Source organism: Clostridiaceae bacterium, from assembly GCA_012840395.1.
Taxonomy (GTDB): Bacteria; Bacillota; Clostridia; order Acetivibrionales; family DULL01; genus DULL01.
On record DULL01000105.1, the window covers coordinates 26,076 to 40,083 of the forward strand.

General features: G+C 33.5%; 11 protein-coding genes. All 11 read right to left on the reverse strand.

What is annotated here, in order from left to right; all coding sequences use genetic code 11:
- Positions 1-461 precede the first annotated feature (461 nt).
- The 11 genes from GXX20_11260 to GXX20_11310 all read right to left on the reverse strand — a co-directional run bounded on the left by GXX20_11260 (position 462) and on the right by GXX20_11310 (position 13,711).
- Entirely contained in the window at positions 462-1,637 is a 1,176-nt protein-coding gene (locus tag GXX20_11260) for a polysaccharide pyruvyl transferase family protein (GenBank protein ID HHW32227.1), read from the reverse strand.
- Positions 1,638-1,728: 91 nt separating this feature from the next.
- Positions 1,729-2,451, reverse strand: a complete 723-nt coding sequence (locus GXX20_11265; GenBank protein ID HHW32228.1) for a carbohydrate ABC transporter permease — start codon at positions 2,449-2,451, stop codon at positions 1,729-1,731.
- 164 nt (positions 2,452-2,615) lie between these two features.
- Positions 2,616-3,557: a sugar ABC transporter permease gene (locus tag GXX20_11270; GenBank protein ID HHW32229.1), complete on the reverse strand. Its 942-nt coding sequence runs from the start codon at positions 3,555-3,557 to the stop codon at positions 2,616-2,618.
- Between the two features lie 150 nt (positions 3,558-3,707).
- Positions 3,708-5,117 (reverse strand): sugar ABC transporter substrate-binding protein, encoded by a 1,410-nt coding sequence (locus GXX20_11275; protein HHW32230.1) that lies wholly within the window; start codon positions 5,115-5,117, stop codon positions 3,708-3,710.
- A gap of 121 nt (positions 5,118-5,238) precedes the next feature.
- Positions 5,239-7,050 carry a sensor histidine kinase gene (locus GXX20_11280; GenBank protein ID HHW32231.1) on the reverse strand — a complete coding sequence of 604 codons (1,812 nt, stop codon included), beginning with the start codon at positions 7,048-7,050 and terminating at the stop codon, positions 5,239-5,241.
- Entirely contained in the window at positions 7,050-7,850 is an 801-nt protein-coding gene (locus GXX20_11285; GenBank protein HHW32232.1) for a response regulator, read from the reverse strand. Before GXX20_11285 ends, GXX20_11280 begins: the two co-directional genes overlap by 1 nt.
- 49 nt (positions 7,851-7,899) lie before the next feature.
- On the reverse strand, positions 7,900-9,543 hold the full coding sequence (locus GXX20_11290) for a putative manganese-dependent inorganic diphosphatase (GenBank protein ID HHW32233.1): 1,644 nt from the start codon (positions 9,541-9,543) through the stop codon (positions 7,900-7,902).
- 21 nt (positions 9,544-9,564) lie between these two features.
- Positions 9,565-10,557: an ornithine cyclodeaminase family protein gene (locus tag GXX20_11295; protein HHW32234.1), complete on the reverse strand. Its 993-nt coding sequence runs from the start codon at positions 10,555-10,557 to the stop codon at positions 9,565-9,567.
- A gap of 17 nt (positions 10,558-10,574) precedes the next feature.
- Positions 10,575-11,036 carry a zinc ribbon domain-containing protein gene (locus tag GXX20_11300; GenBank protein HHW32235.1) on the reverse strand — a complete coding sequence of 154 codons (462 nt, stop codon included), beginning with the start codon at positions 11,034-11,036 and terminating at the stop codon, positions 10,575-10,577.
- A gap of 424 nt (positions 11,037-11,460) precedes the next feature.
- Positions 11,461-12,792 (reverse strand): extracellular solute-binding protein, encoded by a 1,332-nt coding sequence (locus GXX20_11305; GenBank protein HHW32236.1) that lies wholly within the window; start codon positions 12,790-12,792, stop codon positions 11,461-11,463.
- A gap of 97 nt (positions 12,793-12,889) precedes the next feature.
- Positions 12,890-13,711: a carbohydrate ABC transporter permease gene (locus GXX20_11310; protein ID HHW32237.1), complete on the reverse strand. Its 822-nt coding sequence runs from the start codon at positions 13,709-13,711 to the stop codon at positions 12,890-12,892.
- Between the last annotated feature and the right edge of the window lie 297 nt (positions 13,712-14,008).

Sequence of the window (14,008 nt, forward strand, 5' to 3'; positions counted from 1 at the left end):
GTATACTTATTGATGAGGATTATTGGAGTCAACTTATTAGATAAACCAAATTTCCCCCCATTATAATATACTGCTATTTTATTCCGCATTCAAGTAATTTTTTCTTTCTTACTTATCTAAACTTAATATATTATTACTCTAACAATATACCATACTTAGATAATTTAATTTCATTAAAATTATTAATAAATACCAATTATAATATTGAATATGAAATATTCACCTTTTTTGTTTTATATGTATTTAGCTTTTTATATGTGATTAAATTGGAAGGTCCAAAATAAGAAAATTATTTCCAAAATAATAAATAGATTAATATCATAAATAATGATATCAATCCATTTATTATTAGCTTCTATTCTGTTAATACAATAAACGTTATTTTTTAAATATATACCCTATATTTTTATATACTTCAATTAACATTTCTATGCCATTAATAAATATAAATATTTGATAATTTAAGGAATCGATGCTATAAATGGCTTCATTCTTGTTTCATATACTTCATCAATAAATTCAGAAAACCATGCATATCTTCTAAAGTTACTTTCAAGCTCGTCCTCCAGAAATTCTCTTATTCTGTCGGCAAGCAGAATATCAGCTGGTGCAATACTATATCCCCTTATGCTGTCACAATAACCCGATGTATTAGTAGGACGGGCATACTGCTGTGGCTTCTGGCATCTAACAAAAGCTTCAAATCCCATAAATCCCTGTGTATATATAAAACCAACGCCCCTGGCATCTTCAGCTATTAATACAGATGGAATTCTTTTTCTTAGAAACGCCCAGTGGGCATGGCATTCATAACCTACATGCAAGTCACATTCTTCATAAAAATCGATTTTATGTATATCGTGGCTTGCCAGAACAATCTCAAATCCTTCCTCTCTTGCAACCTGCCTGATCCTTTCATTTTTTTCTGCCACTTCCATATTCATAGCCACACTATTGTCTGATTTCTCACCCTCTGCCAGGGGTCTTGTAAATGCATCAGCAAGATGGAAAGTACAATATTTTTCTGCTTTGGGAAACAGCTTAGATAGCATCCTTATAATATCTTTCGCCTGTTCTTCATAAAATGCACTTAACGGAGGTGTAAAAACTAACTTGTTGATTCTGGAAGGTCTTTTCATTTTTTTGCCTATATAATCCAGATCATACCAGGCAGGATCTCCTGTCATTATTGTGTTGTCTATCCCATGTTTCTTTAGCACCCGGCATACATGATATTCCCTGCAGGAAATCAGTTCGATCTGGTTTGATACATATTTCAAGAATTCAACTGTTTCTTTAGAGTAATTTACATTCTGTCTATCATAAAGGTCTCCGGGATATACGTTCCAGTTCGCTCCGACTGGTATCAGCGGAACTTTTATCCTGCTCAGATCGTCCACCAGTGCATATACTCCGGGATACATGGGAACATCCCTGATTGGAAAAGCCGGCATTATGACAGCTTTTGTTTTATTTATTTGATCAATATAATCGGATAGATCATCCTCTCTAAATAAAGTTAAAAAATCCGATACTCCCTTTTCTCTTACCAATATCTTTTTTACTGCAATTTCAATAAGCTTATCTCCCGTATTACCACATCCGATATCAGGAAAACTAGTTAGAATTGTATACATATAGTTTTTTATCCTCCATTTCTGATTCAATTAAATAGTATCCTCTTGTTGATACCATATATTACCATTTTTTTATTAATTACTTCAACAATCAACCCTTTACTGCTCCCATTACTATTCCCTTTGTGAAATATTTCTGGAAAATTAAGAAAATAACAATCATAGGCAGGGAAGCCAATACTCCTCCTGCAAGTAGCAGCCCATACCTCATGGAAAATTCCTCCTGAAAGGTTGCTATACCCAGAGGCAGTGTTTTAAGATCTCTTGAACTTATCACCAAAAGCTGCCACATATAATCATTCCAGCTCTGAATAAAAGTAAATATGGCAAGAGCTCCCAATCCCGGTTTTGATATAGGCATCACAATTCGAATAAAAGTTCCCAATTCACCGCAGCCATCTATGGTTGAAGCTTCTATTATCTCAGAAGGCAAAGTAACAATAAACTGTTTCATCAGGAATACTCCAAAGGGAAATCCTAATGCCGGAATTATAAGACCGCTGGGTTTATTAAACATATCCAGTTCATGGACAATCTTGAAAAGTGGAACTACAAGAATTTGTTTTGGTATCATTATTCCTAACACCATGGTATAAAAAATTATATTGCCTCCAGGAAATTTCTTTTTTGCAAACGAATAACCCGCCAAAGTACTAATTATAACAACCAGTAAAGTTGTCGCTGCAGAAATATAAACACTGTTAAAAAACCATCTCAATGTTGGAGCTGTCTTAAAAAGTTCAATATAATTATTCAGATATAATCTTCTTGGAAATAAAATCGGTGGAATAGTTACTACTTCAATATCAGTCATTAACGATCCTGCTAATGACCAGTATATTGGAAACAATAGAAAAGCTGCCGTAACACACAGTATAATACTTGACAATATTTCAGAAAGTCTTCTTTTCCTTTTTCTTTTTAACACTCTTATACACTACCTCTCCCAAGTCATATAACTTTTCAATGTTGTTTGTATTAGTATTCTACTGAACCCGACATCAGTTTAAATTGGACAGCTGAAAAAATAGCTACGACTATAAAAAGAATTACTCCCATTGTGGATGCAATAGCCAGGTCGTTAAAAGTAAATGCCCTTTCATATATCAGATATAGCACTGTACTGGAAGCATAATTAGGACCTCCGCCGGTCATGATCTTTATTATTCCAAACACCTGAAAAGCTTTTATAGTTGTTGTTACAATAATGTACAGTGTAGTAGGCTTTATTAAAGGAAGTGTAATCTTCCAGAACCTGTCCCAGTTTGATGCTCCGTCAATGTATGCAGCTTCATAATATGTTACAGGTATTGACCCCAATGCAGCAAGATTTAAAACAATTGGCTGCCCAAGAGTAAATGTTATTATCACCACTGACAATGAAAACTTCACAAGCCTTGGATTGCCTAGCCAGTTTACAGGCTCAATTCCAATTAAAGATAATAGATAATTCAGTATTCCATAAGCCTGACTATACATGTTTTTCCACACCAATGAAATTGTTACAACACTTAAAACTACGGGAAGATAAAAAGCAATTCTAAAAAATGTTTGAGATTTCGGTGACCTTTCTATCAGTAATTCTGATAAAAGCAGTGATATTATTTCCGTTACCGGAACTACAAGTAATACTATAATAAATGTATTTAATAAGGATTTTATGAAAACTGGATCCTTCAGTATACGTATATAGTTTTCAAATCCTACAAACTTCATGCTTTCAGCATTTAGTCTGAAACTATGAAAGCTTAATATAACAGCCTCGATTAACGGATAAACCATAAACATAATGAAAAATACCAGTGCAGGTAATATAAATAAATATCCCCAAAATATGCTTTTTATCTTTCTGATTTTTATATAATTAAATATTTTTTGTCTGTTTATATTTCTACTATTAGCATTTATTTCCTGAAACATGAAATGTACCGCCTCTTCAATGAATTTGTATTCAATGAATTTTCTTTATGAATTACAAGACCACATATAAATACCTGAACGAAGCAATTTGCTGCCGGCAGAAAATATAAATATTTTCTGCCGGCTTAATATTAATTTTCAAAATGAGAGCTATTGTTTCAATGCCTGTTCTATCTCTTGCTGAATCTTTGACTCAAATTCTGCAAGGCCATCCTTTATATTTGTTGTTTTGGTTGCAAGGCCTTGAAGCATAGGAACATGTGCTGCTCTGATTTGTGCATAAGCAGGGCAGGCATAGCCATGATTGATAGCATATTTAAATATTTTTGTAGACCATTCTGTCATTTCATCCCCTGGATATAAATTCCCAACTGATTTTCTTAGTGGTATAAGTTTCACTATCTTAAGTGCTTTGGAGTTTTCTGTATTTGTAGCAAATTTTGCAAGCTCAACTGCAGCTTTTTCTCTTTGAGCATTACCGGATTTAAATACCAAATATCCAATATAATTACCCTTCAAAACAGGAGTTTCACCAGGTGCATGTGGAAATAGCGCATAATCTATCTCAAATCTCTCTATCTTCCCATCATCCATATCTCTATATAATTCTTCATAAAATCCTGAAGAACCCATGAATGTAGTTGCAACTTTTTGCTGTTTAAATAATTCTTTTGCATCAGAATACATGAGGGTTTCAGCTCCTGGAACTACTAGTTTTTCATCAATTAATGAAATTAAAAACTCCAACCCAAGTTCTGTCTTTGAATTATTATATATAAGCTTATCACCTTTTTCGTTAACAATTCTACTGCCTGTACCCATTATTATATTAAAAGCATAAGCATCACCTGCAGTACTACCAAAAAAGAGACATCCACCATATACATTATCTTTGGTAACAGCTTTCAGTGCTTCTTTAAACTGGTCATAGGTCCAACTTTTCTCTTCGTTGTTTGGAAGTAAATGTAAAGCACCGGCTTTTTCAAACATGGTTTTATTAATCAACATTATTTGTACACTATTTGACCAAGGAATCATGTAATATTTACCGTCCATTTTAATTCCACCATTGTCCCAGGAACCTTCAAAGAAATCATCCATCTCTTCCTTGGTAAAATAATCGCTTACAGGGACTAGTGCACCCATTCTGGCAAAACCAGTACCTCTGTCGTCATTATCTTCAAGAACGTCCGGCTGAGTTTTTGATGCAATTGCTACAGTTAGTTTTTGCTGAATGTCACTTGCAGGAATATGTTCTACTTCAATATCTACTACATTTGGATTATTCTCCATGAAGCGTCTTGCAACATCTCTTTGCCAATCTCCATATTGTCCGTCAGGTTCAGTGCCTGTAATACCCTTCCATCTTGATAGAGCCCAATACTTTAGCTTTACTTTCTCTTCAATTGTTTCTGTTGGCTTTTCATCAGTCTTTTCAACAGAAGCAGCTTCATTTGCATCATTTTCTACAGTGTTTCCGGTACTGTTGCTGACACATCCTGAAAATAATAGAACTATCATCATTACCAGAAGAATTAGATAAGAAACAGATTTTTTCATGGAATTCTTCCCCCCATAAAATATTTGGTATATATTCTTGTGTATATTGTAATTTATGGGGAGGTAAGAAGAAATGGGATAATGATTACATATAGTGTAGACAATTCTTACTTTTATTCGTTTAAAAAAAATACTTATTTGCAAGTGGTACAGGTCTATGTAAAACAGGTATTTTTATCAATACTCTTGTACCTTTGCCTTTTTGGCTAAATATACTTAGGCCATATCGATTTCCAAAATAAAGCTTAATCCGGTCATTTACATTCTTTATTCCAATACTATTCATTTGCGTGTCTAATTGTTTCTCACCACTAAGTGAAAGTAATATTCCTTCCAGTTTATCCTCAGAAATACCAACTCCACTATCCTCTATACATATTTCAACACAATCATCTTTTAATTTGCCTTCTATTCTTATTTCACCCGGATATAAATTAGGCTCAATTCCATGGTATATAGCATTTTCTACAATTGGTTGCAAAATGAATTTAGCAGTATAGAGTTCCATTATCACTTCATTAATATTTATTGTCCATTTTAGTTTATCTCCATATCTCATTTGTAATATTTTAAGATATAACCTTACATGATCTACTTCCTCTCTTATTTTTACCATGTCATTTCCCTGAAAAATTCCTGATTTATAGAATTTCCCCAAATCATCTATCATGTGTGCCATATCAACCTGTCCGTTAATAATTGCCATCATTTGAATTGAGTTTAGAGTATTATGTAGAAAATGTGGATTGATTTGGCTTTGTAAAAACTTTAGTTCAGCTTCTTTTTGCTTCAATCTTGCTGTAGTAACCCGTTTTAATAATGCCTTAAGTCTTATGGACATCTTTTTGATGCCTAACATAAGTTGACTTACCTCATCATTCCCTTTTATTTTTAGATCCCAGTCAAAATTGCCTTCTCCAATCCTTTGCAATATACTGTTGATGTCAATTATAGGTTTTGATATTTTAATTGAAACATAAAAAGATATTAGGACAGATAAAAATATCAGGAGTCCTGCCAATAATATTAATGCTAGTCCAATAGTTCTTGAAGCATTATAAACAGTTTCACTGGGTATAAATTGAAGCATTTTCCAACCTGTATACTCTGAGGTAACGTAATTCACCAATAATTCTTCTTCTTTTTCTTTTGTAAAAAAGTATCCTGATACATCATTAAGAAAATCATTTCTGCTTAGTTCCAATGATTTTGTAATTTCCTTTCGATCAGGTGAAAAAATAATTTTACCCTGATTGTCTGTTATAACAAGCCAACTACCATCAAATACCTTTTCTACCTCCGCCATATTACTTATTCCGTCTAAAAGAGCATCAATAAGAATTACTCCAAGATGATTACCAGTTTGATAATCAATGATACTTCTGGCAATTGAGTATACGTAATAATTTGAATGTTTCTTCTGAAAAGGGATATGTGTCCCTATTACATATGTTGCTCCTTTTAAATTTACAGTTTCTTTATACCAGAAATCATTTTTATAATCATAATCTGAGTCAATAGTCTCATCCTGTTTGCTCTTGTAATATACATTTGAACCGGAAAAAATATATATACCGTTAACGTCATTTCTGAGTTCCTTTAATTTCGTTAGGAAGCTCCCCATTATATTTTGCTTATAAGGAGTATTTTCGGAATTACCACTTCGATCCATTCTTAGTACATTTATAACATCTTCATCCATAAAAGCCAAAATGGAAATCATTTCCAAGCTCTTGATATTGTGTTCAATATTTTGACTAACCTGATTTAGATATTTTTTAGAATTATTAATATAGTCTCTTTCTATAGTCCAGTAAGAATATAAATATATAAATGTACCTAATATAGCCAATGGGAGTATCATCATTGCAGTCAAAGCAGCCATAGTTTTTCTCTGAAGTCTGGCTCCAATCCATTTAACTATTCTTCTCACTACTTTATTTTCCTCCCGGTTCGAAATTCATGAGGAGATAAACCTGTAGATTCTTTGAACAATCTCATAAAATATCTATAATCTGAATAACCAACATTTTTACATACCTGAAATGCTGTTAATTCGCTATTAGATAGTAATCTTTTAGCTTCTTCAATCCTAATTTTTTTAATATAATCAGAAAAACTCATTCCAGTCTCTTGTTTAAAAAGCCTGCTTAAATAGTTTGGATTATAATGAAATCTTTCTGCTATTTCATAAAGATTAATATTTGAATCCAGATTGTTTATTAGGTAAGCAGTTATTTTTTTGATTACCTCTCTATAATTACTATCAGCTTCATCATTTACTTCTTGAGTAGTAATTATTTCTCCCTTTCTCTCCAAATCCTCTATTATTCTTTTTAATCTCCTTTTTTCTTTTATCTCATTGATACATTTTTTCATAACTTCTTCAAGTTCATCATAACTTATTGGCTTAACCAGATAATGTAAAACGCCTAAAGTAATTGCCTGCCTTGCATACTCGAAGTCATTATATCCACTGATTATTATGAATACAGAATCAGGCAGCTTTTCTTTTAACCTTTTTATTAGCTGAAGACCATCTATTTCAGGCATTCTAATATCGGTTATTATGATATCTGGCTGGAAAGTTTGCGCTTTTTCAAAAGCTTCATATGCATTTTGTGCATTAAATATCTTAAGAATGTTATATTTGCTCCAATCGAGCATCATACTAAACCCTTTTCTCATTAGCGGTTCATCGTCTACTATCAGCATACTTAATGAAGAGTTCATGGTTATCCCCTTATGAATATTTTATCAAATAAATACAGTAATCCTTCCCTTATTCCAATGCTGCCATAAGAAACGGAACTATCTGCTTTTTCCTGGACATGACTCCCTTAAGATAAATACTATTTTTCCTTGAGTCTGCTCCCACATCTATATTAAATGCCTTTGATATGAGCCATTTATCATTACCTTCAAACATTATTTCCGAACCTTCGTTTATTATGTCCGTCACTATCAACATAATAAGATTATAACTTTTGTTCCGGCAAACTTGCTGCATATATTCTGATAATTCCTCTCTTATATGCAGAACACTATCTTTATCAGTAGTGTTTATCTGCCCGATACCTATTTTATATTTGCCGAAACGAAACTCTTTAAAGTCCTGATATAATAGTTCTTCGGGAGTCTTACCCTTTAATGAAGATCCCTCTTTAAACATTGCGGAGGCAAAGGCATCAATGTCAATTCCTGCAATATCTGCCAGGCGCAAAGCCGTTGTTCTATCCATAGGTGTATTAGTTGGAGACTTAAATTTTAAAGTATCAGACAGTATGGCCGCACAAAGTAAACCTGCAATTCTTTTTTGTGGCTTTAAACCATTATCAAAGTACATATTTGCAATAATTGTAGAGGTACTACCTACCGGTTCATTTTTAAAGTAAACCGGATTTAAAGTCTGTATATCCCCAATTCTGTGATGATCAATAATTTCTAAAATATCGGCTTGCTCTATACCATCTACCGTTAATGATATCTCATTATGATCAAGAAGTATTACTTTTTTCCTCCTTTGTGAAATTAGGTGATATCTTGCCACAAAACCCTTTATTCTGCCTAGCTCATCAAGAACAGGATAACTTCTGTATCTTGTCTGCAGCATCTTGTCTTTTATATCATCTACATAATCATCGATTTCAAAGCTGACTATATTATCCCTGGTCATGGTAGATTCAACAGGTATACTCTGGTTAATAAGTCTTGCCGTATTAAAGGTATCCCAAGGGGTCACCATTACAACGCAATTATGCTTTCTTGCCGCATCAAGTACTTCGTCATCTGCCTGTCCATTACAGGTTATAATCAGGCAGCTTGCTCCTATAGAAATAGCTTTAAGCTGGCTGTCCTTACGGTTGCCGGTAATTACAATATCACCCTCATTAATGTAGAGTTCCATGTCATTTGGCGCCATGGCGGCAACCAGTACATTCCCTGTTTCCTTGAAAAACTCCCTGTCTCCATAAACTAATTTTGCCTGCAGAGTATCAACTATATTTTGCAGAGGTGTTCTGCTTGCTGAAATTACATCCTTCTCCAAAATATCCATATATTTTTCAGTAATGTCAGATAAGGACACTATGCCAAGAAATTTGTTGTTTTCATCGATTACCGGAAGAACCTTTACATTATTCTTCTTCATAATAGTCCATGCACTTTTTATTGAAATATCAGGAGCAACCGGATTTACCACGTCTATGTCCAAGTCGGATACCTGAGTTTTTACTGTGGTTAGTAAAATAGGTGCCGGAATATTAAAATATTCCAGCACATATTTTGTCTCGTTATTAATATCACCCAATCTTACAGGTACAGCATTGAATCCGAGAATTTTTTTGAACTCCGAATATGCAATTGCAGCGCATATTGAATCTGTATCCGGGTTTTTATGTCCCATTATGTAGATAACGTCTTTCAGAATGAATACCTCCTGTTCCATTTATGCAAATTCATAAGAGCCACCTATTCCTCTTTTAACAGCCTTATTATATACAATTTCTGCAACAGCTACATCCAGTGCTCCTGTACCAATAGGTATACATAAGAAGCGCTCATTATTATTTATCTTTATAGTCTTCTTGCCTATAGCCAGTTCTCCGATTGTGGCACTAATATGCTCCTCAGTAATCTTACCCTGATGATTTAATTCTTTAAGTGCTCCTCTGTGTAAGCTTTGCTGTACATGGTCAACTATAATCTTGTCCATATTTAATATTAAATCATTTTCGCACTCCTGGTATGACCCCATGGGAAAGAACATGGACCCTGGTTTAATCCAATCATTCTTCACAAATCTTTCTTTTGACTGAGTAACAGTTATTATCGCATCTCCTTCGGCTGCTTCCTTAGGGTCATCCACAATAATAATTCTTCCCTTTACTGCATGTTCCATATTCCTTGCAAATCTTAATGCAGCTTCTTTATTAATATCATAAACTCTTAGTTCATCAATATCCAGAACCTTGGAAATAGCTTCCGTCTGAGTATGGCCTTGCATTCCTGCACCGTAAAGTCCAATATTTATTGACTTTTTATCTACCAGATATTTAAGAAAAATGGCAGTCTGGGCACCTGTTCTAAGATTAGTAATATGGGCACCTTCCATAACAGCTTTGAAATTTCCGATTCTGGGATTAATCAAAAGTATCAGGGAGGTTAAAAATGGAAGACCCATTTTCTTTCTTTCTCCCAGGAAACCTCCTACCCACTTAAGTCCTGCTACATCCAGCCAGCCTATATATGCAGGCATAGCATTCATAAATCCTTCATAAGGAGGATAGGAACTTGCCTCACCTAAATCAAGAGTAAGTTTGGTTGGATTAATTACAGTACCGTCTCCCATACCTTGAAAAGTTTTATCACAAATTTCTACAACTTCTTCCATGGTAATAAGACTTTTTACTTCTTCCTGACTTAATAAAAGTGTTTTCATAGGTGACTCCCCTTTTTCTATTTTAGTTTTTCCCCACAATTAGGACAAAAATTATATATTTTCTGCAGCTTTAAACCACAGTGTGGGCAATAATTATACTCCTGTTCTGATAAATCCTGTTGACTAAAATACTTGTCCCCATATTGTTTTTCTTCCCTGTAATCATATTGGTTTTCTTCAGCAAGGTTTTTTCTTATCCATCTTTCTGATGGATCCCCCTCTTCGTGTGGCCCTGTTATATCAAAAATGGAATACCGGTCTTTTCCCGTAGCATTTCTATAATGATATACAGCCTGGAAAATGCCATAAATAATAAATGAAATTCCAAACAGCGGGAAAATTGTACCTACTATCCCAAAGGGGGAAAAGGAGGTTATTTTAAATGCCATTATTGTCCAGAACACACCGAAGATGATTGAAAAAACTGATCCAATAAAAGAAAGTCCTGACGGTCCTCTGCCTGGTTTTATACTCTTCATAGCTTTTGCACCTCGGTATAAAATTTGTAAACAAAAAAATCAATAAATTATTAAGTAAACTATTATAAAATATGAGTAAAGCCAAAGCTGTTCATCAGCAAAAACAGCCGTATATCAGCATATTATAGCTGGAAAATAAAATAAAAGTAAATAATATTAGATTTAATATTACGGCTATGATTATATTTAATATCTTCCTCTATTAATTTATAACTAATAATAGCATATTTCAAATAGTATTTTTATAATAAACAAATATTTTTTAGATTAATTTCAATATTTATTAGCCATACATTGAAAAATAATAAGGAAAAATAACTAAAGTCCTTCCAAAAAAGAAAGAGCTGTCTTTTTGGCAGCCCTTTCTTTTAAACTTGATTGATACTTTATAGAACAAACCCAAATAAACTTTATTCAAATTCAATTAATTTAGTAATTTCATAGCCTCTTCCTGTGCCTGTTTCAACGTGCTTTCTATTTCTGCATTCTCATATAAGATTCTCTCAAGAGCTGTTCCGGCTATTTTCCTAAACTCCTCATTTCTCTCCGCAGGAATCCCATGAGGATAATTATCAACAACATTTGCTGCATTCTCAACAAATACCCCCATCCAAGGATACTTATTAAGGATTCTATTTTTAAATGCAGCATCATCAAACAAATCAGTTCTGGGAGGTATAATTGTAACAATTTCCATAAACTTCTGCATTTGTTCCTTAGAAGTAAGGAAAGTGATTAATTTACCGCAAATCTCTGGATACTTTGTCTTGGATGAAGCAGAAAATCCTTCCCATCCTGCTGAATATTTACCATTAGTGAAAAATATTGGAGCAACGGCAAAATCTCCTTCTACAGTAGGGTCGACAGTATAAGCCTGGCCATATACCCATGGTCCGTCAATTAAGACACCAACATCACCTGATCCAAACATCTGCCTGTAAGTACCCTTATCAGTATCTTTAATTATATATCCCGCATCATACAACTCTTTTATCATTTTATATGCTTGGATAACTTCTTTAGAATCCAGGTTTGGCTTATTATCCTTTGTCCAGTGCCCTCCCTGTGAAATAATCCAAATTCCTATATCTATGAACTGTTCATTAAAGTTACCTGGGTTTGTCATCATAGCATATGGAGTTACACCAATATTTTTTAGATCTCCCAACATTTTAAAGAATTCTTCATAACTTTTAGGGAATTCCTCCCAACCAGCTTTCTTTAGTACACTAGGTCTGTATATAGGCATATAATATGCTGAAACATTTGCAACTATATATGTCTTACCATCAGGCGCAAATTGTGGAATATTGACATTTTGAATATCATTGAAGTTATTTTTAAAGTCTTCCATATCAATGTAATCATTAAGAGGAAGAAGATGTCCGTTTAAAATATATTTGCCTACATTGCTTCCAAATGCCATAATATCATTTGAAGTACCAGCTGCAATTGCTATGTCCATCTTAGCCCAGTATTCTTCATAAGCCACCGGAAATCCATCAATTTTAATTCCAGGGTTTTTTTCCATAAATTCATCTATAGCTTCATAAGCCCATCTGTCGAAAGAACCGCCATGGCTGAAATACCAGTGAGGAAAAGTTAATACAATTTCTTCCTTTGTCTGTTCTTCTTTAGAAGTAATTCCAGTATTGCTATCCTGCTGTCCACTGGTTTGTTTTCCACATGCAGACAAAATAATACCAATACTCAGCATCATTGCAAGTAATGATACAAAAAAACGACATTTTTTCATGAAGCTACCTCCTTTAATTATTTTTCATTTTATTCTTAAATTTGTCTGTCAATTGGTCATGTTTTTGCTGTTTTTATTATGGATCCTGTCTCTTTTGTTACCCTTTTACTGATCCTGCTGTAAGACCGCTTACAAGATACTTCTGGAAGTACATAAAAAGTAACACTACAGGTAAAGTAACTAAAACCGCTCCTGTCATTATTTCATTCCAAGGAGTAGAGTATTGCCCTATATAAGATGCAAGTCCAACTGAATTTGTCCACAAGGTATTCCTTTCGATCATAGTGTAAGCGAACAGGTATTCATCCCACACCACAATAAAAACCCAAGTTCCTGTAGCAATTATCCCTGGTCTAATAAGAGGTATTAATATACGGACTAAAACATCAAAGGTATTGCATCCATCAATACGGGCAGAATCTTCCAGTTCAACAGGTATTCCATCAAAAAACCCTTTTGCAAACCAGACGCTGATCGGTAATGTTGTACAAGTATAAATTACCATAAGTGTTGCCAGTGAATTAGTAAATTTAATATTTGAAAAGATAATATAAATTGGTATACATAGAAATGATGCAGACATCATTTGGGTAAAAAGAACAATGAAAATAAATAGCGTCTTTAATTTATATCTAAATCTTGATAAGCTATATGCTGCAGGCAGTCCAAGTCCAGTAGAAAAGATTGTCACAATAATTCCGACAATTAAGGTGTTTTTCATCCATAATAAGATGTCACTTTTGGCAATATATTGAGCATAAGCGATAAATACGTTAGTTTTAGGATATAAATTCGGTGGCAAATTAAATAATTGATCTGGTGGCTGTAATGATGTATTTATTAACCAGTAAAATGGAAAAATGGAAATAAGACAAATTATTATGGTAATTGCATACATAAAAGCATTAACCTTTTTCAATGGACACATATCCTTTCTATTTAAAGTTAATAGTAAGATTATGCTTTCATATAAATTTCAGGATTTACATCTCATTTGACTGCTTCTTTATTATTGTCAAATAATAAGTAGCAGCAAAAGTTAAAGTTATGAGCAAACTAATTACACCTACAGATGCACCATAACCCTAACCGATAGTGTCTTGTCAAGTGGTGTAAAATGATTTCTACTTTATCATTTTTTCACCTCATTTATGTAATAAAGCTACTGGTGTCAATGTAAATTCATTTATCGATGTAATCTTTGACATTGATTCCA

Bases quoted from the DNA above. Each gene is read 5' to 3' on its own strand.
- GXX20_11270 (HHW32229.1), bottom strand. From the start codon at position 3,557: ATGTTTCAGGAAATAAATGCTAATAGTAGAAATATAAACAGACAAAAA.
- GXX20_11300 (HHW32235.1), bottom strand. From the start codon at position 11,036: ATGAAGAGTATAAAACCAGGCAGAGGACCGTCAGGACTTTCTTTTATT.
- GXX20_11275 (HHW32230.1), bottom strand. From the start codon at position 5,117: ATGAAAAAATCTGTTTCTTATCTAATTCTTCTGGTAATGATGATAGTT.
- GXX20_11305 (HHW32236.1), bottom strand. From the start codon at position 12,792: ATGAAAAAATGTCGTTTTTTTGTATCATTACTTGCAATGATGCTGAGT.
- GXX20_11285 (HHW32232.1), bottom strand. From the start codon at position 7,850: ATGAACTCTTCATTAAGTATGCTGATAGTAGACGATGAACCGCTAATG.
- GXX20_11260 (HHW32227.1), bottom strand. From the start codon at position 1,637: ATGTATACAATTCTAACTAGTTTTCCTGATATCGGATGTGGTAATACG.
- GXX20_11295 (HHW32234.1), bottom strand. From the start codon at position 10,557: ATGAAAACACTTTTATTAAGTCAGGAAGAAGTAAAAAGTCTTATTACC.
- GXX20_11265 (HHW32228.1), bottom strand. From the start codon at position 2,451: ATGACTGATATTGAAGTAGTAACTATTCCACCGATTTTATTTCCAAGA.